We start from the raw sequence: 24,919 nt of genomic DNA on the forward strand, positions 1-24,919 counted from the left end.
GCGGTGCGGAGTCACAAAAAATAGGATGGTCCGTGGTTATTTTCAGCTGAGACGTTGAGGTCCTGCGCGGATCCCCGCCACCTGGCTAATCCAGGCGCTCACGCGGAAGGCAGAATATGAGGAAGAGATGTAAGCCACCTGGCGGATCACCACCGGCGGCGTGCTGTCCTGGGTCAGCAGCGCGCTGAGCGTATCAAGCAGCGCCAGATGTTGGGCCTGCAGCGGGGAAGTTTCTTCCGCCACCGGCAATGCCTGTGGCGCCATCGCGAAGGAGAGATGACGAATAACGGTGCGAATGGCGTGCTGATGCCAGTAGTCGACGGTAAAGTTCGGCCGACGATTACTCTCCAGCAGCGCCAGCTGAGAGAAGTTAACTTTGCTCGGATTATGGTTGCTGGACGTTGCCTTCGCCGGCGTCGCGGTTTCGTGGCTGTTGCTAAGCGCGGGCAGGCCGAAGCTGGCCGCGACCATCCCCAACAGGAGATGCGGCCAAAAATACCGTCTGCCAAACTGTCGCCAGCGCGTCAGCAATCCACTCACTTTCATTACCTTTCGTTGGTATACCCGTCGTCGTTCAGGCTGCCTCTTAATTAGCGTTTTTTGCAGGACACCCTGACTTCCACGGGGTAAAGCAACCCGGAGAAATAATTTTGCGCTCAAATACTAACATTATTACCGCGCTGAGGCAGCATGAATGAAGGCGATTGCCCGGGGAAAACGCTTAATAAAACAGCGAACGCGCGCTAATTATTGCCCGACAATCACTGCGAAAAATAACTGGAAGGGGTTATAAAAGAAAAACGACTGGTTCCCTGGTCGGAGAGAGTACCAGGTTACCAGTCGAATTTACTGAATGGTCAGGCTTACGCCAGAACCATCGACGGTGCGCGGAACGCCATAGGCAGTTTTGCGTCGTCTTCGAAGGTCACATACTCCCAGGCTTCCTGTTTTGCCAGGACCGCCTGCAGCAGTTTGTTATTCAACGCGTGACCCGATTTGTACGCCGTGAATGCGCCGATAATGTTGTGACCACACATAAACAGGTCACCGATCGCATCCAGCATTTTGTGGCGAACAAATTCGTCTTCAAAGCGCAGACCGTCTTCGTTCAGTACGCGATAATCGTCAACAACGATGGCACAATCGAAGCTGCCGCCCAGGCACAGGCCGCGGGACTGCAGATATTCGATATCGCGCATAAAACCGAAGGTACGCGCACGGCTAATCTGACGCATGAATGCATCGGCCGAGAAGTTCAGCGTATAGCGCTGGGTGCTGGCATCAATCGCCGGATGGTTAAAATCGATGGTGAAATCCAGCGAAAAACCATTGTACGGTTTGAATTCAGCCCATTTGTCGCCATCTTCGACGCGAACCGTCTCTTTGATACGAACAAATTTCTTGGCGCAATTCAGTTCATCGATGCCGGCGTCCAGCAACAGATAAACGAACGGAGCCGCACTGCCGTCCATAATCGGGATTTCCGGCGCATCGACTTCAACAATAATGTTGTCGATACCCAGGCCAGCCAATGCGGCGTTCAGGTGTTCAACCGTAGAAATCCGCACGTCATGCTCATTAACCAGGCAAGTACAGAGCATGGTATCACGCACAGATTTGGCATCAGCCGGAAAATCTACCGGTGGATTCAAGTCGGTGCGACGATAGATGACCCCGGTATTTGCCGGCGCAGGGCGTAACGTCAGTGTGACTTTCTTGCCGGTATGCAAACCGACACCAGTCGCCTGAACGATACGTTTAAGAGTCCTTTGTTTGATCATCGTATAATCTCGCCAATTTACCTATCCAACCGAAGTGTACACCACTATCGGGAGGCCAGTTTAGCACAAAGAGCGCAGATGCCCAACTTCCAGTCGATTCTTAATCGGCTTGCTTACGCAGGAAGGCTGGGATATCCAGATAATCCGGCTCTTTCGCGGTTTGCGGCGTATTGTCGTTCACCACTTTTGCTGCCGGCTTCTGCTCTTGCGTCAGCGGCGACATACCGTGCTGCTGGTAGCGATCCATCACCGGCTGCTGAACCTGTTTGTTGGTCACCAGGGTAATTTCCGGACGCTTGTCCATGCCGATACCAGTCGCCACCACGGTCACGCGCAGCTCGTCGTTCATATCCGGGTCCAGAGAAGTACCGATAACTACGGTCGCGTTATCCGACGCAAAGGCACGGATGGTGTTACCCACGGTTTCGAACTCATCCAGACGCAGGTCGAAGCCCGCAGTGATGTTAACCAGTACGCCGCGCGCGCCGGACAGGTCGATATCTTCCAGCAGCGGAGAAGAGATAGCCATTTCAGCCGCTTCTTCCGCACGGTCTTCACCACTCGCCACGCCGGAGCCCATCATCGCGTAGCCCATTTCTGACATCACGGTACGGACGTCCGCGAAGTCGACGTTCATCAGGCCCGGACGCGTAATCAGTTCGGCGATACCCTGCACCGCGCCTTTCAGTACATCGTTTGCCGCGCCGAACGCGTCGAGCAGAGAAATACCACGGCCGAGTACTTTCAGCAGCTTGTCGTTCGGGATGGTGATCAGTGAGTCAACGTGCTTGGACAGCTCGGTGATCCCCTGCTCAGCAAACGCCATGCGCTTCTTGCCTTCGAAATTAAACGGCTTCGTGACCACCGCAACGGTGAGGATACCCAGATCCTTCGCCACTTCCGCAACCACTGGCGCCGCACCGGTACCGGTACCGCCGCCCATACCTGCCGCGATGAACACCATGTCTGCGCCATCAAGGGCCGCACGCAGCGCTTCGCGGTCTTCGTCCGCCGCATTGCGGCCGACTTCCGGGTTCGCGCCAGCGCCCAGACCTTTGGTAATACCGCTACCGATCTGGATAGTCTGGCCAACAGCCGTTTTACGCAGCGCCTGCGCATCGGTGTTCACCGCGAAGAATTCAACACCCTCAATGCGCTCGCGCACCATGTGTTCAACGGCGTTACCGCCGCCGCCACCGACGCCGATGACTTTAATCACCGCGTCGTTGGTCAGTTCCATAGGTTCAAACATAGTTTCTCTCCGTCTTGTGCCTGTCGCCTGAGAACGCTAATTGTCTGCGTTCTCTTAAAAAATTAAAACTCTTTTCGCAGCCAGCTGTTGAGTCGTTTAATCCACGAGCCCACTGACGCCGTCACGCGTTTTTCGACTTCCGCTTCACCACTCAAATGTGACTCTTTGCCGTAGTGCAGCAGCCCAACCGCCGTCGAATAATACGGCTCCTGGGCGTAATCCGTTAAACCAGTAATGTTCAGCGGCGCGCCAATACGCACCTGGGTATGGAATACCCGCTGCGCGCAGGCCGCCAGGCCTTCAATTTGCGCCGCGCCGCCGGTTAACACAATCCCTGCCGCCAGATGATGTTTGACACCCTGCTGGCGGAGCTGTTCCTGCAGCTGCAGGATCTCTTCGTTGACCAGATTAAGCAGCTCGGTATAGCGCGGTTCAATCACCTCTGCCAGCGTCTGACGCTGCAGGCTGCGCGGCGGACGTCCGCCTACGCTCGGGACTTCGACGTTTTCGTCTTTACCGACGATGGAACCTAATGCGCAACCGTGACGAACCTTAATCGCTTCGGCATCGCTCGGCGGCGTACCAAAGGCATAGGCGATATCGCTGGTCACCACGTTCCCGGCGTACGGGATCACTTTGGTGTGACGCAATGCGCCGCCGGTGTAGACGGCGATATCCATTGTACCACCGCCGATGTCCACGACGCAGACGCCCAGCTCACGTTCATCTTCTGTTAATACCGAATAACTGGCCGCTAACCCGGCGAAAATAAGTTGGTCAACTTTCAGACCGCAACGTTCCACCGCTTTAACAATGTTTTTCGCCATATCGTTATGGCAGGTAATCAGATGCACCTTCGCCTGCATACGCACGCCGGACAGCCCTACCGGGTTTTTAATCCCTTCCTGGTAGTCGATGGCATATTCCTGCGGAATCACGTGCAGGACGCGATGTTCATCGCGGACGCGAACCGACTTCGCGGTGTGGACCACGTTCTCAACGTCATCCAGCGTCACTTCTTCTTCCGAAATCGGTACCATCCCGATTTCATTCTGACAGCTTATATGTTTACCCGAAAGTGCCAAATAAACTGATGAAATCTGGCAATCCGCCATCAGTTCGGCCTGGTCGATGGCGCGCTGTACGCATTTCACCACCGACTCGAGGTCGTTCACACCGCCTTTATCCATACCACGTGATGGGCAACTGCCCACGCCGATGATATTAATCATGCCGTCGGGCAGAACTTCCCCTACTAAAGCGGCCACCTTAGCGGTGCCAATCTCCAGTCCAACTACCAGTTTTCTGTCCGTCGCCTTGATCATTGTTGTTCTGCCTGTGCCTGATTCTGTTGTTGATTAGTTTCCTCTACGGGAGCAGGTACCCAGCCCACTGCCGCACCCGAGTCATAACGCAAATCAACGTAGCTAATCCGTTTGCCGTCGGTCTGCGCCTGCTGCTGGAGAACCGGGTAGAGTTCCATAAAGCGCTGAAGCCGTTTCATGGTATCGCCACGGCCAAGGTTGAGCTTAATGTCATTATTAAGCGTCAACTGCCAGGAGCGACGGGCGGTCATCGCCGCCACTTTCAACGTGAATTTATCCTTTGCCAGCACCTGCCCCATGTCACGATACCCTTGCAGCACTTCGTTCTCGCTGCCTTCCGGGCCGTATAACATCGGTAAATTCTGTTTGCTGGTGCGATCCGCCGGTACGCTGAAGGCATTTCCTTCTGCATCCACCATATGTTGATCATTCCAGCGCGCAATCGGCACATATTCAACCAGATGAATCTTCAATTCATCGGGCCACTGCTTACGGACGCTCGCCTGCTTAATCCACGGCAAGCGTTCAATTTGACTCTGAATAATGTTCACATCCTGAGTCATGAAAGTACCCGGTGAACCCAACGCCAGAATCGCCTGGCGGATGTCATCATTGCGCGTATAGTGACGCTCGCCGGTCACCACCATCTTCGACAGCGGCAAGCGCTGCGCATCTTCCATCCAGCCAAGAACCATCCACCCGCTGACCAGCACGGTAAACAGCACCGCCAGCAGGAAAACGATCCCTGCCAGCCGCGTTCCATTACTCCGACGCGAAGAAGAAACGTCCTCTTCATGGTTCCGCGTATTCAGCGCAGCCTGCGACATATCACCCCGCCAGGTCCAGAATTCGTACAACAAGCTGGGAGAAGCTCATTCCTGCCTGACGCGCCGCCATCGGTACAAGGCTATGGCTGGTCATGCCCGGGGAAGTATTTGCTTCCAGCAGATAAAACTGGCCATCGCTGTCCAGCATCACGTCAATACGGCCCCAGCCTTTACACCCCAGAACATTCCAGGCTTTAAGCACCAGGCTCTGGATGTCTGACTCACGCGCGGGATCTTCAAATCCAGGGCAGAAATATTGCGTCTCATCAGACAGATACTTCGCCTCATAATCATAGAAGGTTCCCGCGGCCTGGATACGTATTGACGGTAAAATTTCTTCACCGACGATGGCGACGGTAAATTCCGGCCCACTAAGCCATTTTTCGACCAAAACTTCATCATCATGCTGAAAAGCCAGCGCCAATGCACTCGGTAAATCACAGCTTTCGCTGACTTTCGACATCCCGACGCTGGAGCCTTCACGGCTCGGCTTGATGATGACCGGCAGGCCCAGCGCCGCAATCTGTTGTTCAACGGCAGCAGAAAGTCCTGCAGTAAACTGGGCGCGGGTCAGCGCGACCCACGGCGCGACCGGCAATCCCGCCCCCTGCCACAGCCATTTGCTGCGCAGTTTATCCATCGACAGCGCAGAGGCCATCACCCCGCTGCCGGTATAAGGCAACTGGATCAGATCCAGCAGCCCCTGCAATGTGCCATCTTCCCCGCCGCGGCCATGGAGGGCAATAAACGCTTTCTTAAAGCCCAGATTTTTTAACTGGGTAATATCGATGTCGCGCGGGTCGACCGGATGGGCATCCACCCCGCCTTCACGCAGCCCGGCCAGCACCGCGGCGCCTGAATTCAGCGACACTTCACGTTCAGCGGAGGTTCCACCGAAAAGCACCGCGATTTTATCAGCCATGGCGCTCTTCCTCCGTTTTTTGCGGAGCCAGTTTGATTTCAGCCAGGTGACGGGCAATTTTTCCGATATTGCCCGCGCCCTGCACCAGCACTAAATCGTTACCGGTCAGCACCGACGCCAGCATCTCCGCGGCCTGGGCCGGGTCAGAGACCAGGATTGGGTCAACTTTACCGCGACCGCGGATCGTACGGCACAGTGAGCGGCTATCAGCGCCCGGGATCGGCGCTTCGCCCGCCGGATAGACATCCAGCATCAGCAGCGCATCGACCTGGGTCAGCACGTTGGCGAAATCGTCATACAGATCGCGGGTACGGGTATAACGGTGCGGCTGGAACAGCATCACCAGATTTTTATCCGGCCAGCCAGCGCGCGCGGCTTTGATGGTGGCGTCCACTTCCGTCGGGTGGTGGCCGTAGTCATCGATCAGCATCGCGCTGCCCGGCTTGCCGTTGACTTCCGCCAGCGGAAACTCGCCAAGAAAATCAAAGCGGCGTCCGGTTCCCTGGAAACTTTCCAGCGCGCGCAGGATCGCCTGGTCGTCAATCCCCTCTTCCGTCGCCACGGCCACCGCCGCCGCCGCGTTCAACGCGTTATGGCGTCCCGGGGCATTGAGCGTGACCTGCAGGATCTCTTTATCCTGACGCACCAGGCGAAAATGGCCTTGAGCCCCAAGCTGACGGTAGTCCTCGACGCGAACATCGGCGTCGTCGCTAAAACCGTAGGTGGTGATCTGCCGGCCGACGCGCGGCAGCAGTTCACGAATAACCGGATCGTCCACGCACATCACCGCACGTCCGTAGAACGGCAGGTTGTGCAGGAAGTTAATAAAGGTCTGCTTCAGATTTTCGAAGTCGCCATGGTAGGTATCCATATGGTCGGCTTCGATGTTGGTCACAATCGCGACCATCGGCTGCAGATGCAGGAACGACGCATCGCTCTCATCCGCTTCCGCAATCAGATAACGGCTATGGCCGAGACGGGCATGCACGCCCGCCGCTTTCACCAGCCCGCCGTTGACGAAGGTCGGGTCGAGCCCGGCTTCGGCGTAAATACTGGACACCATCGCGGTGGTAGTGGTTTTGCCGTGAGTTCCGGCAATCGCAATCCCGTGGCGGAAGCGCATCAGCTCCGCCAGCATTTCCGCACGGCGGATCACCGGAATGCGCGCTTCGTGTGCGGCAACGATTTCCGGGTTATCCGCGGAAATCGCGCTGGAAACGACCACAACGCTGGCATCGCGAACGTTTTCCGGGCGATGGTTGAAATAAATAGTGGCGCCAAGCTGCGACAGCTGCTGGGTCACCGGATTCGGCGCCAGGTCGGAGCCGCTGATCTGGTAACCTTCATTAGCCAACACTTCGGCAATACCGCCCATACCGGCACCGCCGATGCCGACAAAGTGAATGTGCCGGACGCGACGCATCTCGGGCACTATGGAACGCAGTTTTGCCAAATCTTGTGTATTCATTCTTTACGCCATCAACTTCTGTCATTCGGGCGGTGAAAATCACCGCAATTAGCGCGCCAAAGCTACGGCGCTGACCTCTTCTGCTACTCGCTCGGTAGCGTCCGGAATCGAAGCGCCACGCGCTCGTTCCGCCATATCCAGCAACGTTTCCCGATCCCAGCTCGCCAGGGTAGAGGCAACCGCCTCTACCGTGAACTCAGGCTGTTCAAGAATTTTCGCCGCGCCGGCTTTCTCCAGCGGCAGCGCATTCCAGTACTGCTGACGATCTTTGTGCTGGAAGGGTACAAACAGCGCCGGTAAACCTGCAGCCGCGATTTCGCTGACCGTCAGCGCGCCGGAACGGCAAACCACGACATCAGCCCAGGCATAGGCCGCGGCCATGTCATCAATAAATTCCGTCACTTTATGCTGCGGCTGCCCCGCAGCGGCATAGGCCTGTTGCACGGTTTGCTGACCGCCTTTGCCGCTCTGATGCCAGATGGTCACCGCATCACCGAGCTTCGCCGCCACCTGCGGCATAGTCTGGTTCAGGACGCGCGCGCCCTGAGAGCCACCGACCACCAGCACGCGAATCGGTCCATGACGCCCCACCAGTCTCTGACCCGGCAGCGGCAGCGCCAGTACATCGGTACGCACCGGGTTTCCGACCACGTCCGCATGCGGGAACGCGCCGGGAAACGCCTGCATCACTTTCTTCGCAATCTTCGCCAGCCATTTGTTGGTCAGACCGGCAATACCGTTTTGTTCGTGGAGGACCACCGGGATCCCCAACGACCACGCCGCCAGACCGCCAGGCCCGGAGACATAGCCGCCCATGCCCAGCACCACATCCGGCTGGAAACGCTTCATGATCGCTCGCGCCTGACGCCAGGCGTTGAAGATACGCACCGGCGCCAACAGTTGCGCTTTTATCCCTTTGCCACGCAGGCCGGAGATACGGATAAAATCAATCTCGATGCCGTTTTTCGGCACTAAATCCGCTTCCATACGATCGGCGGTACCCAGCCAGCGAACCTGCCAGCCCTGGTCCATTAAATGGTGCGCGACCGCCAGCCCCGGGAACACATGCCCGCCGGTACCGCCCGCCATCACCATCAACCGCTTTTCCTGACCGCTCATCGAACACCCCGTGTAAACGCCTGGGCTTTTTCCAGACGCGTTTCATAATCTATTCGCAACAACAACATAATGGCCGTCGACATAATCAGCAGACTGGAACCACCATAACTGATCAGCGGCAGCGTCAAACCTTTCGTCGGCAGCATCCCCGCCGCCGCCCCGACGTTAACTAACGCCTGGAAGCTAAACCAGATACCAATCGCACAGGCGAGGAAGCCGGAGAAGCGATGATCGATCTCCAGCGCTTTACGGCCAATCGACATGGCGCGGAAAGCGACGAAGAATACCATTAAAAGCGCCAGTACCACACCGATATAACCGAGTTCTTCGCCGATAATGGCGAAGATAAAGTCAGTGTGCGCTTCCGGCAAATACTCCAGTTTTTGCACTGAGTTGCCGAGGCCCTGCCCCCACATCTCGCCGCGGCCAAAGGCCATCAGCGACTGGGTCAGCTGGTAACCACTGCCGAACGGGTCTTCCCATGGGTTCCAGAAGGAGGTCACACGGCGAATACGGTACGGTTCGGCGAGGATCAGCAGGACCACCGCCGAGATACCCATGCCGATAATGGCGATGAACTGCCACAGCTTCGCGCCGGCAAGGAAGAGCATCGCCAGCGTGGTGACGAACAGCACTACCACGGTACCGAGGTCAGGCTGCGCCAGCAGCAGGATCGCCAGCACGAAAATCACGCCCATCGGTTTTAAGAACCCGCGCAGGTTGTTACGCACTTCATCCGCTTTACGCACCAGATAGTTGGCGATATAGCAGAACAGCGACAGCTTGGTGAACTCCGCCGGCTGAATACGCAGCGGGCCAAGGGCGATCCAGCGCGATGCCCCGTTTACCGAGCTGCCCACCACCAGTACGATCAGCAGCATCACAATTGAGGCAATCAGCATCGCGGTACTGTGGCGCTGCCAGAAATCCATCGGCAGGCGCAGCGTCACCAGCGCGAGGACAAAGGCCAGCACAATGTACAGGCCGTCACGCTTGGCAAAGAGGAAAGGATCGTTCGCCAGGCGCTGCCCCACCGGCATCGACGCCGAGGTCACCATGATAAAGCCGATCGCCGCCAGGCCGAAGGTCAGCCATAGCAGCATCCGGTCATACATCACCAGACTGTCGTTATCTTTCGGGCGCGAGCCCATCACCCAGCCTTTTAGCGCGGCGAACAGCCAGGCGAAGATAAACATCCCCGGCAGTCGCGGCAGTCTCAACCGAGGCAAGCTCAGCTGCGGCATTCTCAGGCGTGGGAGAGAGAAACGCATCAACCTAACTCCTTCGCCAGACGGGCAAACATATCGCCCCGTTGTTCAAAGTTCTTAAACTGATCCAGGCTGGCGCACGCCGGCGACAGGAGCACCATGTCGCCCGCTTTTACCAGAGATGCAATCTGACGCATCGCCTGTTCCATGGTCTCAGTTTGTACCGCCACGTCAGGACGCAGCTCAGCGAGCTCGGCGCCATCGCGACCAAAACAGTACAAGCGAATACGATCGCCGCCGAGGTAGCGCTTCAGCGGGGTAAAATCAGCGGACTTGCCGTCGCCGCCCAGCAGCAGATACAGCGTGCCGTCCAGCTGCAGGCCGTTCAACGCCGCCTCGGTGCTGCCGACGTTGGTTGCCTTCGAGTCGTTAATCCAGCGTACGCCGTTGTGATCCAGCACCAGCTGAAAGCGATGGGCCAGGCCAGTAAAGGTGGTTAATGCCTTGAGGCTACTGGCCCGCGGCAGGCCCGCGGCATCGGCCAGCGCCAGTGCCGCCAGGGCGTTGCTGTAGTTATGCTGACCGGTGAGAGGCATCTCTTTCACATTGAGGACTTTCTCACCTTTAACGCGCAGCCAGGTTTCGCCCTGCTGACGGTTAAGGTGGTAGTCACCGACATCGACACCAAAGCTGATGCAGCGATCGTCCGCCCCGCGTACCGGCATCGTGAGCGCATCGTCCGCGTTCACCACGCAGGTTTTTGCATTCTCGTAAATCCGCAGCTTCGCCGCGCGATACTGCTGCAGCCCCAGCGGGTAGCGGTCCATATGGTCCTCAGTCACGTTGAGGATGGTTGCCGCCACCGCCTGCAGGCTGGAGGTCGTTTCCAGCTGGAAGCTGGAGAGCTCCAGCACATACAGCTCACGATCGGTGTCCAGCAGCATCAGCGCCGGCAGGCCGATATTACCGCCCACGCCGACGTTAACCCCGGCCGCTTTCGCCATCTCGCCCACCAGGGTAGTGACGGTGCTTTTGCCGTTAGAGCCGGTAATGGCGATGATCGGCGCCTGCGCCTCGCGGCAGAACAGTTCGATATCACCAACGATCTCTACGCCTGCTTCGGCCGCCGCGCTCAGCGAAGGATGGGCCAGCGCGATGCCGGGACTGGCGACAATCAGATCCGCCGCCAGCAGCCAGGTATCATTGAGTCCACCGACATGGCATTCGACCGATTCGGGTAATTTATCCAGCCCCGGAGGCGCGACGCGGGTGTCCATTACACGCGGCGTCACGCCGCGCGCCATGAAAAAGTCCACGCATGACAGGCCGGTCATACCCAGCCCAATAATGACGACTTTTTTACCCTGATAATCTGCCATGATTAACGTACCTTCAGCGTCGCCAGGCCAATCAGCACCAGCATCAGCGAAATAATCCAGAAGCGCACGATAACGCGCGGCTCCGGCCAGCCCTTCAGTTCATAGTGATGGTGAATCGGCGCCATACGGAAGATGCGCTGACCGCGCAGCTTAAAGGAGCCAACCTGCAGGATCACCGACAGAGTCTCCACGACGAAAACGCCGCCCATAATCACCAGCAGGAATTCCTGACGCAGCAGCACGGCGATAATGCCCAGCGCGCCGCCAAGCGCCAGCGAACCGACGTCGCCCATAAAGACCTGCGCCGGATAGGTGTTAAACCACAGGAAGCCCAGACCCGCGCCGACAATCGCCGTACAGACGATCACCAGCTCGCCAGCATGGCGCAGATAGGGAATGTGCAGGTAGTTGGCGAAGTTCATGTTGCCGGTAGCCCATGCCACCAGCGCAAAGCCGGCAGCGACGAAGACGGTCGGCATAATCGCCAGGCCGTCGAGGCCATCGGTCAGGTTGACGGCGTTGCCGGTACCGACGATAACGAAGTAAGCCAGCAGGATATAGAGCAGGCCCAGCTGCGGCATCACGTCTTTAAAGAATGGCACCACCAGCTCGGTCGCCGGGGTGTCTTTCCCGGCCAGATAGAGCGCGAACGCCACGCCCAGCGCGATCACCGACATCCAGAAATACTTCCAGCGGGCGATCAGGCCTTTGGTATCTTTGCGCACGACTTTACGGTAATCATCAACAAAGCCGATGATCCCGTAGCCGATTAATACCGTCAGTACGCACCAGACGTACGGGTTGGAGGGGTAAGCCCACAGCAGAACGGAGACGGTGATCGCAGTGAGGATCATGATCCCCCCCATGGTCGGCGTGCCGCGTTTGCTGAAATGGGACTCCGGACCGTCGTTACGTACGACCTGGCCGAAGGAGAGTTTTTGCAGACGGGCGATCATGCGCGGGCCCATCCACAACGAGATGAACAGCGCGGTCAGCAGGCTGACGATGGCGCGAAACGTCAGATAAGAAAAGACGTTAAAGCCGGAATAATATTTGACCAAATGTTCGGCCAGCCATACTAACATGTCCCAGTCTCCTGTAATGCGCGTACTACCTCTTCCATGGCGGCACTACGTGAACCCTTCACTAAAATGGTCATTATCTTGTGCTCCGCCAGCAGCTCGCGCAGGCGAGCCACTACTGCGGCTTTATCATTAAAATGTTCGCCCACGCCGCTGGCGCGGCTGATATCCGCGCTCAAGGTGCCGACGCTGAGGACGCAATCCAGCCCCGCCGCTTTCGCTGCCTCGCCGACTTCGCGATGGCAGGCCGCGCTTTCCGCGCCAAGCTCCGCCATATCGCCGACCACCATCGCCCGGAAGCCGGGCATCTCTGACAGTACCTGCACTGCCGCGGTCATCGAACCAACGTTGGCGTTGTAGGAGTCATCCAGCAGCAGCTGGCTCTCCGTCAGCCGGATCGGGAACAGACGCCCCGGAACGGCCTTCAGCTGCGCCAGACCGGCTTTTACCGCCGCCAGATCGGCGCCTACCGCCATCGCCAGCGAGGTCGCCGCCAGCGCGTTAGCGATGTTATGGCGTCCCGGCAGCGGCAGCAGGACGTCAACGTTGCCGGTTGGGGTCTGCAGCGTAAATTCGGTACCGTGGCTGGTGATCTGCACGTTGGTCGCCGTGAAGTCGCTGTTGGCCGCATTCGGTGAGAAGCGCCACACTTTGCGATCGCCAATCACCGCCTGCCAGTTCAGCCAGTCGTTGTTATCAGCATTGAGAATGGCGATGCCGTTTTCCGGCAGACCGGTATAGATTTCGCCCTTCGCCTTCGCCACGCCCGCCAGCGAGCCGAAACCTTCGAGGTGCGCCGCAGCAAGGTTGTTGACCAGCGCGGCTTCCGGACGCGTCAGGCTGACGGTCCAGGCGATTTCGCCCTGGTGGTTGGCGCCGAGTTCGATCACCGCGTACTGATGCTCTTTAGTCAGGCGCAGCAGCGTCATCGGTACACCGATATCGTTGTTCAGGTTGCCAGCGGTATACAGTGTGTTGCCGCACTGGCTAAGGATCGCCGCGGTCATCTCTTTGACCGAGGTTTTACCGGACGAGCCGGTCAGGGCGACGACGCGGGTCGGTACCTGCTGACGCACCCAGGCGGCTAACTCGCCGAAAGCCTGGCGGGTATCTTTCACGATCACCTGCGGGAGATCGCAGGCCAGCGGACGGCTCACCAGCAGCGCGCCGGCGCCAGTTGCTTTCGCCTGTTCGGCAAAATCATGAGCGTCGAAACGCTCGCCTTTCAGCGCCACAAACAGGCAGCCCGCCGTCACTTTACGGGTATCGGAGGTCACCTCGTCGATAGCGATGTCGCTACCCTGCCGTTCGCCATGGGCGATCGCGGCGAGCTGGCTTAACGTAAAGCGAATCATGCTACCGCTCCCAGCAGACGCGCGACGGTGACGCGGTCGGAATAATCCAGACGGCGATTGCCGACGATCTGGTAATCTTCATGGCCTTTACCCGCCACCAGCACCACGTCGTTCTCTTTCGCCTGCATCACGGCGTTGGTGACCGCTTCCGCGCGGCCTTCCATCACCTTCGCATGACCCGCATCGAGCATGCCGGCCAGAATATCGTTGATAATCGCCCGCGGCTCTTCGGTGCGCGGGTTGTCATCAGTGACCACCACGATGTCGGCAAATTCTTCAGCGATAGCGCCCATCAGCGGACGCTTGCCTTTGTCACGGTCGCCGCCGCAGCCGAAAACGCACCACAGCTTGCCGCTGCAGTGCAGGCGCGCGGCCTGCAGCGCTTTTTCCAGCGCGTCAGGCGTATGGGCGTAATCCACCACCACGGCCGGTTTACCGGGCGCGCTGAACACTTCCATACGGCCGCATACCGGCTGTAAACGCGCTGCGGTTTTCAGCAGATCGGCCAGCGGATAGCCCAGCGCCAGCAGCGTCGCCAGCGCCAGCAGCAGGTTGCTGACGTTAAAGGCGCCCATCAGGCGGCTTTCGATTTCACCGTTGCCCCAGCTGGAGTCAAACTGAATGGTCGCGCCGCTGTCGTGATAGTTGACCGCGGTGGCCTTCAGCCAGCGGCCGTGGCAGTTCGGATTGATATGATCTTCCATCGACACCGCCACCGCATCCGGCAGCTTCGCCAGCCAGCGACGCCCCACTTCATCGTCAGCGTTGACGATGGCCTGGCCGCAATGGTGGGTCGAGTACAGCAGCCATTTCGCCGCTTCGTAGTGCTCCATGTCGCCATGGTAGTCGAGGTGGTCGCGGCTCAGATTGGTAAACACCGAGGCGGCAAACTGCAGCGCCGCCACGCGGTGTTGCACCAGACCGTGGGAAGAGACTTCCATCGCGCCGAAGGTTGCCCCCTGCCCGACCAGACTGGAGAGCACATGCTGAACGTCTACCGCAGAACCGGTGGTATTTTCGGTCGGCACGACTTTATCCAGCAGGCCGTTGCCAACGGTCCCCATCACTGCGCTGGTTTCGCCGAGCAGCTTCGCCCACTGCGCCAGCAGTTGAGTGGTGGTCGTTTTACCGTTAGTACCGGTGACGCCCACCAGACGCAGCTGCTGCGACGGCTGATGATAAAAACGCCCGGCCAGCGCCGATAAGCGTTCGTTAAGCTGGCTCAGGTAAATAACCGGCACGCCGTGCATTTCACGGATCTCACCGTCTTCAGCCTCGCCCTGCGCTTCAGCAATAATGGCAGCCACACCTTGCGCTATCGCCTGCGGGATATAACGACGCCCGTCCGCCTGATGACCCTGTACCGCGATAAAGAGATCGCCGGAAGCAGCCACCCGGCTGTCCAGCGTCATCTCTCGCAGAATGCGCTCCGGTGCGTTTGGCACCCACGGAGCGAGTAGGTCGCGCAAATTACGATCTGCCACCTGTTCCCTCGCCTTGATTAATTACAAATTCACTTTTTTCGCCCGTTGCCAGCGCATCCGGCTCAATGTTCATGGTGCGCAATACGCCGCCCATGATGGCACCGAAGACCGGCGCGGAAACGGCGCCACCGTAGTATTTACCTGCCTGCGGGTCGTTGATCACCACCACCAGCGCGAAGCGCGGATGGCTGGCGGGCGCAACGCCTGCGGTGTAAGCAATATATTTGTTGATATAGCGGCCATCCGGCCCCACTTTTTTCGCCGTACCGGTTTTAATCGCGATGCGATAGCCTTTGATCGCCGCTTTCACGCCGCCGCCGCCGGGCAGCGCCACGCTTTCCATCATATGAACGACGGTACGAACGAGTGATTCCGGGAAGACGCGCTCGCCCGGAACCGGTGGATCAACCTTGGTAATTGACAGCGGGCGATAGATGCCATAGCTGCCAATCGTTGCGTAGACTCGCGCTAACTGTAACGGGGTTACCATTAGCCCGTAGCCGAAAGAAAAGGTGGCCCTCTCTATGTCAGACCACCGTTGTTTTTGAGGATATAAGCCACTGCGTTCTCCGACCAACCCCAAATTGGTCGCCTTTCCAAGCCCAAAACGTGAGTAAGTATCTACTAACGCTGAGGACGGCATCGCTAACGCCAGCTTAGAAACACCGACGTTACTCGACTTCTGTAGCACCCCGGTCAGGGTCAATTCGCTATAACGCGCCACGTCTTTGATTTCGTGGCCGTTAATTCGATAGGGAATGGTATTCAGCACGGTATTTTCGTTGACGATACCGCGTTGCAGCGCCGTCATCACCACCATCGGTTTCACCGTCGAACCCGGTTCGAATACGTCGGTGATAGCGCGGTTACGCATGGTGTCTTTCGCCGTACCGGCGAAGTTGTTCGGGTTATAGGAGGGGCTGTTGGCCATCGCCAGCACTTCCCCGGTGTTAACGTCCACTAACACGGCGCTGCCCGACTCGGCTTTGTTAAAGGCCACGGCGTTGTTCAGCTCGCGATAGACCAGCGCCTGCAGACGTTCGTCGATGCTCAGCGCCAGGTTGTGCGCCGCCTGGCTGTCGGTAGAAGAGATATCTTCAATGACCCGGCCATAGCGGTCTTTACGCACGATACGCTCGCCCGGCTGGCCGGTAAGCCATTTATCAAAGCTTTTTTCGACCCCTTCAATCCCCTGGCTGTCGACGTTGGTAAAGCCAATGAGGTGAGCAGTCACTTCTCCGGAAGGGTAATAACGACGGGACTCTTCACGCAGATGAATGCCCGGCAGCTTTAGCTTTTTGATGTAGTCGGCCATGTCAGGGTTTACCTGACGCGCCAGATAGATAAAACGCATCCGCGGATTGGTATTGATGCGCGTTGCCAGCTGATCCAGCGGCATATTGAGGGCGTCCGCCAGCGCCTTCCAGCGCGTATCCAGGGTGACCCCCCCGGCATCATGCAGCTCCTTCGGATCGGCCCAGATAGCTTTCACCGGTACGCTGACCGCCAGCGGCCGCCCGGAGCGGTCGGTAATCATCCCGCGCGCGGTAGACACTTCCTGGACGCGCAGCGAGCGCATATCGCCCTGACGCACCAGCATGTCGGGGCTGACCACCTGGAGCCAGGCGACACGACCCAGCAGGAAAGTCAGCGCCAGCAGAATACAGCCGCACAGCAACGCAAAACGCCAACTGATAAAGTTGGCCTGTTCTTCCTGACGCTTTGCTTTTGGCGTTTTTGGCGCTGCTTTCATCCGTCGCAATAATCCTTATTTCTGTACAACGATATTTTCTTGTGATGGATCGACGTGTTGCATCTGCAACTTCTCGGTCGCGATCCGCTCAACCCGACTGTGATCGCCGAGCGCGTTCTCTTCGAGGATCAGGTTGCGCCACTCGATATCCAGGGCGTCGCGTTCCAGAACCAGTTGTTCACGCTGCGCGGTCAGCAGGCGCGTATGGTGCGCGGTGGTGACCACGGTAATCGCCGTAATAATGATGCAAATGAACAGGCAGAGTGGCAGTTTCCCAAACCGCAGAAGGTCGTCCCCGATCACGCCAGGCAAAGCATGGCGCTCGTTGCTTCCAATCGACCCTTTAACCTTGCTTAAGGCCTCTGTCACTCTGCCGATCATGCGTTCGTCCTCTCTGCAATACGCAGCACTGAACTACGGGCACGTGGATTCTCTGCCACCTCTTCTTCGCCCGGCATCAACTTGCCTAGTGCTCGTAACTCACGGCCGCCCAGTTTTTTGAGCTGCGCTTCGGTCATCGGTATTCCCGCCGGAACCTGCGGACCGCGGCTTTGTTCACGCATAAAGCGCTTCACAATGCGATCTTCCAGCGAATGAAAACTAATGATCGATAGCCGCCCACCCGGGGACAGCACGCTGAGCGAGCTTTTTAGCGCCTGCTCTATCTCCTCCAGTTCACTGTTTACCCATATGCGCACCGCCTGGAAGGTACGGGTCGCGGGATGTTTATGCTTATCTTTTACCGGCATCGCCGCAGCAATGACCTCCGCCAGCTCTTTGGTGCGGGTCATCGGTTCAATACGGTTACGTTCGACGATCGCGCGGGCGATACGTTTACCGAAACGCTCTTCGCCGAAGGTTTTAATCACCCAGGCGATATCGGCTTCTTCTGCCGTCTGCAGCCACTCGGCCGCGGACTGACCGCGCGTCGGATCCATGCGCATGTCCAGCGGCCCGTCGCGCATAAAGGAAAAGCCGCGTTCCGCATCGTCAAGCTGCGGGGAAGAGACGCCGAGATCGAGCAGAATGCCGTCGATCTTACCGGTAAGATTACGCTCGTCGACGTAGTCAGCGAGCTGTGAAAAAGGACCATGTACGATGGAAAAGCGGGGATCATCGATGGTTTTCGCGACGGCAATCGCCTGTGGATCGCGATCGATTGCCAGCAAGCGTCCTTCCGCTCCCAGCCGGGAGAGGATCAGGCGCGAGTGACCACCGCGGCCAAAAGTACCATCAATATAGATACCGTCTGGACGAATATTGAGGCCGTTGACGGCTTCATCCAGAAGTACCGTAGTATGTTTATAATTTTCCATCATTTTTATAAGGACAAATCCTGCAGGCGCTCCGACAGTTCACCGGTCGCGGACTGCTCAGCGTCGATATCTTCCTTGACCCGTTGATACCAGGTCGTTTCATCCCACAGTTCAAACTTATTAAACTGCCCGACCAGCATCACTTCTTTTGTCAGCCCGGCATGCTGCCGTAACACCGGCGCGATGAGCAATCGTCCGGCATTATCCATCTGACATTCGCTGGCATGACCCAGAAGCAAACGCTGTACGCGCCGCTCAACGGGATTCATGCTCGATAAACGCGACAATTTCTGCTCGATGATTTCCCATTCAGGCAATGGATAAAGCAGCAGGCACGGGTGATGAATGTCAATGGTGCATACCAATTGACCGGCAGCGTCCTCGATCAGCCCATCGCGATAGCGCGTTGGCACGGCCAGGCGGCCTTTGCTGTCGAGATTGACCAACGTTGCTCCACGGAACATGCCAGCCTCACCCCTTTTCGCCACTTTATCCCACAAATTCCCACCAGAAGGAGTTTACGGAGCGGAGGAAAAGCTTGTCAAGCCAGCACGGATGCCAACAGAGCTCAAAAACCCATTATTTACAGCCGACATTAGCCCTGATGAAAAAATCATCAACAGGCGAGGCAAATTAACGTTATGAATACGTGTAAGAAAATAACCAACAAACTCGTAACAGTTATAAACAACAAAATATCTTCGGCGGGAAAATATAAAGTGTCAGTTTGCGACGCGAGCGGCATTTTAGGCCATTATGCCGGTCGTTAACAGTACCTGTTGCTGGCTGAGGGGCGGACCAGACGCGGGATAGGGCAGAAGAGAAAGGCTGGGGCGTACAAAATGAGTGTTAATTCAGCAATTAACCTGGTGAATGTAACAAAATAATACAATTAAAGCCTGCGCAATCATTTTTTGTGTCCCGTTTTGAGTAACAAAACGATTGCCAGCGAATTAAACAAAATAACACGTAAAGAAGTTTAGGGATTTGTCTGAAATATATTCAGTTTTGCATTTTGGACGTCAATTGCCTGATTAATCGTCAAAGGCCTGCTTTCCGGCAGGCCCGCCAGGAATATTCCTGGGCTCTGGCGATATTGCGCGCTTAGCGGCGATTCAGGCTACCGCGACGATAGAGATTACGGCGAATACGGCTCAGGCCCGGCTTTGGCTTGCGCGGTTCATCGAGGCTGGCGAGGACGATCTCCAGCACCCGCTCAGCGACATCGCGATGGCGCTGAGCCACCGCCAGCACCGGGCACTGCAGAAAATCGAGCAGCTCATTATCGCCGAAGGTGGCGATCGCCAGCTCGGAGGGCAGTTTGCCCTCACGGCGCAGCGTCACATCCATCACGCCCTGCAGCAACGGGAAAGAGGTAGTAAACAGCGCCTGAGGCATCGGATGGGTTTCAAGCCATTTCTCAAACAGCTGAGCCGCGGCTTCGCGCTCATAGCTGTTGGCATAGAGATAATGCACCTCGCGCGGATCGTCCTGCCAGGCTTTGCGGAAGCCCTGCTCGCGCAGGAAGCTCACCGACAGTTCCGGCAGCGCGCCGAGATAAAGTACCGTTTCGCCAGGGAAGGTCCGCAACTCGGCAGCGAGCATTTCAGCGTCATCCTGATCAGCGCCGACCACACTGGTGAAATGCTCGCGGTCAAGAGCGCGGTCAAGCGCGACAATCGGAAATGGATCGTTAGCCCAGCGTTGATAGAAAGGGTGCTCCGGCGGCAGCGAAGTGGAGACAATGATAGCGTCAACCTGGCGCTGCAGCAGATGCTCAATGCAGCGCATCTCGTTATCGGGTTGATCCTCCGAACAGGCAATCAGCAGCTGATAGCCGCGCTGACGCGCCTGACGTTCGAGATAATTTGCAATGCGGGTATAGCTGGTATTTTCGAGATCCGGGATCACCAGACCGATAGATCGTGTGCGTCCTGCACGCAGGCCAGCGGCGACCGCATTCGGATGATAGTTATGCTCTCGCACCACAGCCATCACCTTTTCGACCGTTTTATCGCTTACGCGGTACTGCTTCGCTTTGCCATTAATCACATAGCTCGCGGTGGTTCTTGAAACACCGGCCAGCCGGGCGATTTCATCCAGTTTCACAATTGCCCCTTGGGTAAGAAGTGCCAAACATAACCATTATTCAGGTATGGAACCCTTTTTATAACATCTAAGCGCAGAATAGTTAGCGCAGCAACCGCTTTCGCTTACAGTTCCTACTGATTTCGCAAAAAAAAAAGCCCGACAGTCGCTGCCGGGCTATTTTTGCATCAGTTCCCGATCCTCAGCGCATGATTTTATCACCGCGAGACAGGCCGACCACACCGGAGCGAGCCACTTCCACGATCCGAGCGACATCGCGCAGCGAAGCCAGGAAAGCATCAAGCTTATCACTGGTTCCGGCGAGCTGAACGGTATAGATAGAAGGCGTCACATCGATAATCTGTCCGCGAAAGATTTCGGTGTTGCGTTTCACTTCTTCACGGCCATAGCCGCTGGCCTGAACCTTCACCAGCATGATTTCGCGTTCGACATGGGCCCCCTGCCCCAATTCGCTGACCCGCAGCACATCCACCAGCTTGTGCAGCTGCTTTTCAATCTGCTCGATCGCTTTTTCATCGCCCACGGTCTGGATGGTCATTCTGGAGAGCGTAGGGTCGTCCGTCGGCGCCACAGTCAGGCTTTCTATATTATAGCCACGCTGGGAAAAGAGGCCGATAACGCGGGACAATGCGCCCGATTCGTTTTCCAGTAATACCGATAATATCCGGCGCATAATCAGGTCCTCTCCGTTTTGCTCAACCACATCTCATCCATGCCGCCGCCGCGGATCTGCATGGGGTACACATGCTCACTGCCGTCGACGGTGACATCGACAAACACCAGCCGGCGCTGACGCACCTGCTCCAGCGCTTCAGCAAGCTTTGACTCCAGCTCCTGCGGCTCGCTGATGCGGATCCCGACGTGACCATAGGCTTCCGCCAGACGCACAAAGTCCGGCAGCGATTCCATATAGGACTGGGAGTGGCGCCCGGAATAGAGCATATCCTGCCACTGCTTCACCATCCCGAGATAGCGGTTGTTGAGGTTAAGCACCAGGACCGGTAACTCATACTGCAGCGCAGTAGAGAGTTCCTGAATGTTCATCTGGATACTGCCGTCACCGGTCACGCAGACCACCATTTCGTCCGGCAGAGCCATTTTGACCCCCAGCGCAGCCGGTAGGCCAAAGCCCATGGTGCCGAGACCACCGGAGTTAATCCAGCGCCGTGGTTTGTCGAAGGGGTAATAAAGGGCGGCGAACATCTGGTGCTGGCCCACATCGGAAGTGACGTAGGCATCGCCCTGGGTCAACCGCCAGATAGTTTCAATCACCGCCTGCGGTTTGATTTTATCGCTCTGGTCGTCGTAGCGCAGACAATGGCGGGCACGCCACTGCTCGATCTGTTGCCACCAGTCGCGAATGTCGTCCAGCGGCTGCTGCGTCTCTTCCTGGTCCAGTAGCTCCAGCATCTGCTCCAGTACCAGCCGGGCATCGCCGACGATCGGCACATCTGCCGGCACGGTTTTCGAGATCGAGGTCGGATCGATATCAATATGCAGCACCGTCGCGTTCGGACAGTACTTGGCCAGATTGTTGGTGGTCCGATCGTCAAAGCGGACGCCGACGGCGAAAATGACGTCCGAATGGTGCATGGTCATGTTGGCTTCATAGGTGCCGTGCATACCCAGCATCCCCAGCGCCTGCGGGTGCGTCGCCGGGAAAGCGCCAAGCCCCATCAGGGAGGAAGCAACCGGCAGCTTCAGCTTTTCCACCAGTTCACGCAGCTGGGGTTCGCAATGCGCATTGATCGCCCCGCCGCCGACGTAAACGACCGGCTTACTCGCCGCCACCAGGGTCTGCAGGGCGCGTTTAATCTGTCCCTTATGACCGCTGGTGGTCGGGTTATACGAACGCATACTCACCGCCTCCGGCCAGGCGTACGGCAGCTTTTTCGCCGGATTGAGAATATCTTTCGGTAGATCGACCACCACCGGTCCGGGGCGACCGCTGGCCGCCAGCCAGAAGGCTTTCTTCAGGACACCGGGAATATCTTCGGTCTGCTTCACCAGGAAACTGTGCTTCACCACCGGACGGGAAATCCCCACCATGTCGCACTCCTGGAAGGCATCGTAGCCGATCAGCGATGTCGCCACCTGCCCGGAGAGGATCACCAGCGGAATGGAATCCATATAGGCCGTCGCGATACCGGTGATGGCGTTCGTCGCCCCTGGTCCAGAGGTGACCAGCACGACGCCAACCTCGCCGGTCGCCCGCGCCAGGCCATCCGCCATATGCACTGCCGCCTGCTCGTGGCGAACCAGCACATGATCGATACCGCCAAGGGTATGTAACGCATCATAGATATCGAGGACTGCGCCTCCGGGATAGCCGAATACTTGCTTGACGCCCTGATCGACAAGCGATTGGACGACCATCTCGGCTCCTGACAACATCTCCATGGTTTGCCTCCAGGCTTATTGTTTTACGACAGCGGAACTCAATTTCCGCGCGCTCGCACGATGCGGAGGAGAGACCCTCCGCACTGAGGTGAATGGACTGCATGCCACTACCATAACTGCTCGCCAGCAGGCAGGCAATTCGCCGCAGGGGATGTGTTATCCCCTTAATAAGAAGAAAAGAAAGCGGAGAAGTGAAAATATGGTGGATTGCTTCAGAGATAAGAAAAGGGAATGGTAAATACTCGGAGAAAAGGCGTGATAGCAGGAATTGATCCATTTTTCACGAACCCAACGAATGCCTCGAACAGGTCAAACAGAACAAAATTCTGCATTATCGAATTTAAATCATATAAAAAAAGGAGCCGAAGCTCCTTTTATCCTCGTTGCCATCGGCTCAGCGCTTGCAAATATCCACCAGCAGCTCTTCCATCCACTGATGGCCTTTATCGCGGCCAGCCGCTTCATGCCACGAGAGATAGCAGGTCCGGCTGTTAACCTTCAACGGCAAAGGTAATATTTGCAGGGCTAATTTATCGGCAAACTCATTGGCCAGCCAGCGCGGGGCAATCGCCACCATCTGGGTTTGCGATACCACGTTTAATACGCTGACCATCGCATTACCCTGATAGGCGATACGCGCCTGTTTATCGGCCGTGTCATACCACGGTAAACTGAATGAGGCATACCGATCGAGAGCCACCGTAGCATGCTCCTCACGATAAATATCCGCCTCCATCACCGGCCCGGAAATACGGGGGTGGTTGCGACTGGCCACCAAAACCATTTCGTCTTTGAATAACGGGACGCAGGCAAACTCAGGGCGACGGAACTCTTCATAACCGATCACAAATTCCGTTTCCTGATAACGTAACTGATGTTCCGTATTTTGATTCAGCGCGGATTTAAAGACCAAATGAATATTGGGTGCGATCTCCGCAACTTTATTAAAAATAACCGACGTCAGGATGTTATCCAGCGGGCTGCAGACGCACAGATGGAAAACGCGCTCACTGCTTAGCGGTTCAAAACCGGAGCCCGGCAATTCGTTTTGGACCAGCTGCAGAGCCTGGCGCACAGAACCAAAAAGCTGATAGGCCCGCGCCGTCGGCTGAATACCGCGGCCATAGCGCACAAACAGCTCATCATTAAACATCACTTTCAGACGTGAAACCGCGTTACTCACCGCGGGTTGAGACATGCCGAGCGTATGGGCGGCACGGGTGATATTCTGCTCTTGCATAACCGCATCAAAAACGGTGAGCAGATTGAGATCAACCATCCGTAGTTGAGGTTTAACGACTTCCTGTCCGGGGGCTGATTTATATTCTGGAGTGTCAATTAACATATCTAATTCCGCCGTCACGATGAATTCCCTTTACTAAACCGCTATAATTAGCGTCGAAAATATCATTTATCATGCAAATGACATTTGCAAAATAGCAAAGGAGATTTTTAGGAATATATCAAGGCTATGAGTGGCAGTGAAAAAGCGGGACTACCAGGAAAATGAACCGCTCAAACCATACCGGTTACTTAATGATGGTGAGTGTAACCATAATCCGTAAAAATAAAAACAACACTAATAGTTAACTGTAACTTAAGCAATAATAAAGTATTTTATTTTTAACCTCATAAAATTAACAACTGCTTATCATTGAAAAATAATCCGCTAATGGGCAAATACATTCATAAGGAAAATAAATATAATATTTTCATTCAGATAGCTTTTTTTGCCGCCTCGTTCATGGCACATCGTGAGCGATGCGTTGAATGCAAAGCACTTTTTCAAATGAAACAAATGAGGACGCGCCTCCCTTTGTCCAAAATAGGATCTTCGGCAAAACAGGGCTTACATCAGCACAATTTGCTAATTCATATCGTGAGCCAATAACGCTTTTTCCGTGCCAGGGGTTGACTTTAAAACGGCTATCCAGTAACTCTAAAAGCATAACGATTTCATCTGGAGTTTGACGCAATGATTCGCACCGCTCGTATCACCAGCCTACTACTACTAAACGCATGCCATTTGCGCGGTAGGCTGTTGGGCGACGTTCAGCGTTAAGTCATCTTCCAGCAAGACTATAAAACCCGCGCCTTGGCGCGGGTTTTTTTATGCTCGTCAACAAGGCGCCAGGACAC

At 56.6% G+C, this 24,919-nt stretch carries 22 protein-coding genes; 1 reads left to right on the top strand and 21 read right to left on the bottom strand.

Annotated features, from left to right (window positions below):
- Positions 1 to 42: 42 nt before the first annotated feature.
- The 21 genes from secM to leuO all read right to left on the bottom strand — a co-directional run bounded on the left by secM (position 43) and on the right by leuO (position 24,143).
- The gene (gene secM / locus AC3EMD_RS23155) at positions 43 to 540 is read right to left on the bottom strand and encodes a secA translation cis-regulator SecM (RefSeq protein ID WP_049245540.1); all 498 of its coding nucleotides are present in this window, start codon (positions 538 to 540) and stop codon (positions 43 to 45) included.
- Positions 541 to 863: 323 nt separating this feature from the next.
- Positions 864 to 1,781: a UDP-3-O-acyl-N-acetylglucosamine deacetylase gene (gene lpxC / locus AC3EMD_RS23160; protein WP_002888632.1), complete on the bottom strand. Its 918-nt coding sequence runs from the start codon at positions 1,779 to 1,781 to the stop codon at positions 864 to 866.
- A 100-nt stretch (positions 1,782 to 1,881) separates the two neighbouring features.
- Entirely contained in the window at positions 1,882 to 3,033 is a 1,152-nt protein-coding gene (ftsZ, locus tag AC3EMD_RS23165) for a cell division protein FtsZ (protein WP_002888628.1), read from the bottom strand.
- 62 nt (positions 3,034 to 3,095) lie between these two features.
- A complete protein-coding gene (gene ftsA / locus AC3EMD_RS23170) occupies positions 3,096 to 4,358 on the bottom strand; it encodes a cell division protein FtsA (RefSeq protein WP_004204343.1) in 1,263 nt (420 codons plus the stop codon).
- A complete protein-coding gene (gene ftsQ, locus AC3EMD_RS23175; protein ID WP_008807429.1) occupies positions 4,355 to 5,185 on the bottom strand; it encodes a cell division protein FtsQ in 831 nt (276 codons plus the stop codon). The genes ftsA and ftsQ overlap by 4 nt, the downstream gene beginning before the upstream one ends.
- A 1-nt stretch (position 5,186) precedes the next feature.
- On the bottom strand, positions 5,187 to 6,107 hold the full coding sequence (locus tag AC3EMD_RS23180) for a D-alanine--D-alanine ligase (protein ID WP_008807430.1): 921 nt from the start codon (positions 6,105 to 6,107) through the stop codon (positions 5,187 to 5,189).
- Positions 6,100 to 7,575, bottom strand: coding sequence for a UDP-N-acetylmuramate--L-alanine ligase (murC, locus tag AC3EMD_RS23185; RefSeq protein ID WP_008807431.1), 1,476 nt, complete (start codon positions 7,573 to 7,575; stop codon positions 6,100 to 6,102). The genes AC3EMD_RS23180 and murC overlap by 8 nt, the downstream gene beginning before the upstream one ends.
- Positions 7,576 to 7,623: 48 nt before the next feature.
- On the bottom strand, positions 7,624 to 8,694 hold the full coding sequence (murG, locus tag AC3EMD_RS23190) for an undecaprenyldiphospho-muramoylpentapeptide beta-N-acetylglucosaminyltransferase (RefSeq protein ID WP_008807432.1): 1,071 nt from the start codon (positions 8,692 to 8,694) through the stop codon (positions 7,624 to 7,626).
- A complete protein-coding gene (ftsW, locus tag AC3EMD_RS23195; RefSeq protein ID WP_004204337.1) occupies positions 8,691 to 9,965 on the bottom strand; it encodes a cell division protein FtsW in 1,275 nt (424 codons plus the stop codon). Before ftsW ends, murG begins: the two co-directional genes overlap by 4 nt.
- Positions 9,965 to 11,281 carry a UDP-N-acetylmuramoyl-L-alanine--D-glutamate ligase gene (gene murD / locus AC3EMD_RS23200; protein WP_101827319.1) on the bottom strand — a complete coding sequence of 439 codons (1,317 nt, stop codon included), beginning with the start codon at positions 11,279 to 11,281 and terminating at the stop codon, positions 9,965 to 9,967. Before murD ends, ftsW begins: the two co-directional genes overlap by 1 nt.
- A gap of 2 nt (positions 11,282 to 11,283) precedes the next feature.
- A complete protein-coding gene (gene mraY, locus AC3EMD_RS23205; RefSeq protein ID WP_008807434.1) occupies positions 11,284 to 12,366 on the bottom strand; it encodes a phospho-N-acetylmuramoyl-pentapeptide-transferase in 1,083 nt (360 codons plus the stop codon).
- Entirely contained in the window at positions 12,360 to 13,718 is a 1,359-nt protein-coding gene (murF, locus tag AC3EMD_RS23210; protein ID WP_101139799.1) for a UDP-N-acetylmuramoyl-tripeptide--D-alanyl-D-alanine ligase, read from the bottom strand. The genes mraY and murF overlap by 7 nt, the downstream gene beginning before the upstream one ends.
- The gene (murE, locus tag AC3EMD_RS23215) at positions 13,715 to 15,202 is read right to left on the bottom strand and encodes a UDP-N-acetylmuramoyl-L-alanyl-D-glutamate--2,6-diaminopimelate ligase (RefSeq protein WP_008807436.1); all 1,488 of its coding nucleotides are present in this window, start codon (positions 15,200 to 15,202) and stop codon (positions 13,715 to 13,717) included. Before murE ends, murF begins: the two co-directional genes overlap by 4 nt.
- Positions 15,189 to 16,955, bottom strand: a complete 1,767-nt coding sequence (locus AC3EMD_RS23220; RefSeq protein WP_008807437.1) for a peptidoglycan glycosyltransferase FtsI — start codon at positions 16,953 to 16,955, stop codon at positions 15,189 to 15,191. The genes murE and AC3EMD_RS23220 overlap by 14 nt, the downstream gene beginning before the upstream one ends.
- Before the next feature lie 15 nt (positions 16,956 to 16,970).
- Positions 16,971 to 17,336 (bottom strand): cell division protein FtsL, encoded by a 366-nt coding sequence (gene ftsL, locus AC3EMD_RS23225; protein WP_002888550.1) that lies wholly within the window; start codon positions 17,334 to 17,336, stop codon positions 16,971 to 16,973.
- Positions 17,333 to 18,274 (bottom strand): 16S rRNA (cytosine(1402)-N(4))-methyltransferase RsmH, encoded by a 942-nt coding sequence (rsmH, locus tag AC3EMD_RS23230; RefSeq protein ID WP_302073789.1) that lies wholly within the window; start codon positions 18,272 to 18,274, stop codon positions 17,333 to 17,335. The genes ftsL and rsmH overlap by 4 nt, the downstream gene beginning before the upstream one ends.
- A 2-nt stretch (positions 18,275 to 18,276) precedes the next feature.
- Entirely contained in the window at positions 18,277 to 18,735 is a 459-nt protein-coding gene (gene mraZ, locus AC3EMD_RS23235; protein WP_012542858.1) for a division/cell wall cluster transcriptional repressor MraZ, read from the bottom strand.
- 640 nt (positions 18,736 to 19,375) lie between these two features.
- Positions 19,376 to 20,380, bottom strand: coding sequence for a catabolite repressor/activator (gene cra / locus AC3EMD_RS23240; RefSeq protein WP_004145952.1), 1,005 nt, complete (start codon positions 20,378 to 20,380; stop codon positions 19,376 to 19,378).
- A 181-nt stretch (positions 20,381 to 20,561) separates the two neighbouring features.
- Positions 20,562 to 21,053: an acetolactate synthase small subunit gene (gene ilvN / locus AC3EMD_RS23245; RefSeq protein ID WP_002888536.1), complete on the bottom strand. Its 492-nt coding sequence runs from the start codon at positions 21,051 to 21,053 to the stop codon at positions 20,562 to 20,564.
- Between the two features lie 2 nt (positions 21,054 to 21,055).
- On the bottom strand, positions 21,056 to 22,780 hold the full coding sequence (gene ilvI, locus AC3EMD_RS23250; protein WP_008807441.1) for an acetolactate synthase 3 large subunit: 1,725 nt from the start codon (positions 22,778 to 22,780) through the stop codon (positions 21,056 to 21,058).
- A 394-nt stretch (positions 22,781 to 23,174) separates the two neighbouring features.
- Positions 23,175 to 24,143 (bottom strand): transcriptional regulator LeuO, encoded by a 969-nt coding sequence (leuO, locus tag AC3EMD_RS23255; RefSeq protein ID WP_072121929.1) that lies wholly within the window; start codon positions 24,141 to 24,143, stop codon positions 23,175 to 23,177.
- A 612-nt stretch (positions 24,144 to 24,755) separates the two neighbouring features.
- On the opposite strand from leuO, the gene leuL reads away from it, so the two are divergent.
- Complete coding sequence (gene leuL, locus AC3EMD_RS23260; RefSeq protein ID WP_004222662.1) at positions 24,756 to 24,842, top strand: leu operon leader peptide; 87 nt, start codon at positions 24,756 to 24,758, stop codon at positions 24,840 to 24,842.
- Positions 24,843 to 24,919: the final 77 nt, after the last annotated feature.

It is taken from the genome of Klebsiella sp. PK18 (genome assembly GCF_057784655.1).

Bases quoted from the DNA above. Each gene is read 5' to 3' on its own strand.
- murD (WP_101827319.1), bottom strand. From the start codon at position 11,281: ATGGCAGATTATCAGGGTAAAAAAGTCGTCATTATTGGGCTGGGTATG.
- ilvN (WP_002888536.1), bottom strand. From the start codon at position 21,053: ATGCGCCGGATATTATCGGTATTACTGGAAAACGAATCGGGCGCATTG.
- lpxC (WP_002888632.1), bottom strand. From the start codon at position 1,781: ATGATCAAACAAAGGACTCTTAAACGTATCGTTCAGGCGACTGGTGTC.
- mraY (WP_008807434.1), bottom strand. From the start codon at position 12,366: ATGTTAGTATGGCTGGCCGAACATTTGGTCAAATATTATTCCGGCTTT.
- ftsW (WP_004204337.1), bottom strand. From the start codon at position 9,965: ATGCGTTTCTCTCTCCCACGCCTGAGAATGCCGCAGCTGAGCTTGCCT.
- murF (WP_101139799.1), bottom strand. From the start codon at position 13,718: ATGATTCGCTTTACGTTAAGCCAGCTCGCCGCGATCGCCCATGGCGAA.
- leuL (WP_004222662.1), top strand. From the start codon at position 24,756: ATGATTCGCACCGCTCGTATCACCAGCCTACTACTACTAAACGCATGC.
- AC3EMD_RS23180 (WP_008807430.1), bottom strand. From the start codon at position 6,107: ATGGCTGATAAAATCGCGGTGCTTTTCGGTGGAACCTCCGCTGAACGT.
- ftsQ (WP_008807429.1), bottom strand. From the start codon at position 5,185: ATGTCGCAGGCTGCGCTGAATACGCGGAACCATGAAGAGGACGTTTCT.
- ilvI (WP_008807441.1), bottom strand. From the start codon at position 22,780: ATGGAGATGTTGTCAGGAGCCGAGATGGTCGTCCAATCGCTTGTCGAT.
- ftsA (WP_004204343.1), bottom strand. From the start codon at position 4,358: ATGATCAAGGCGACGGACAGAAAACTGGTAGTTGGACTGGAGATTGGC.
- ftsZ (WP_002888628.1), bottom strand. From the start codon at position 3,033: ATGTTTGAACCTATGGAACTGACCAACGACGCGGTGATTAAAGTCATC.
- AC3EMD_RS23220 (WP_008807437.1), bottom strand. From the start codon at position 16,955: ATGAAAGCAGCGCCAAAAACGCCAAAAGCAAAGCGTCAGGAAGAACAG.
- ftsL (WP_002888550.1), bottom strand. From the start codon at position 17,336: ATGATCGGCAGAGTGACAGAGGCCTTAAGCAAGGTTAAAGGGTCGATT.
- rsmH (WP_302073789.1), bottom strand. From the start codon at position 18,274: ATGATGGAAAATTATAAACATACTACGGTACTTCTGGATGAAGCCGTC.
- mraZ (WP_012542858.1), bottom strand. From the start codon at position 18,735: ATGTTCCGTGGAGCAACGTTGGTCAATCTCGACAGCAAAGGCCGCCTG.
- murC (WP_008807431.1), bottom strand. From the start codon at position 7,575: ATGAATACACAAGATTTGGCAAAACTGCGTTCCATAGTGCCCGAGATG.
- murG (WP_008807432.1), bottom strand. From the start codon at position 8,694: ATGAGCGGTCAGGAAAAGCGGTTGATGGTGATGGCGGGCGGTACCGGC.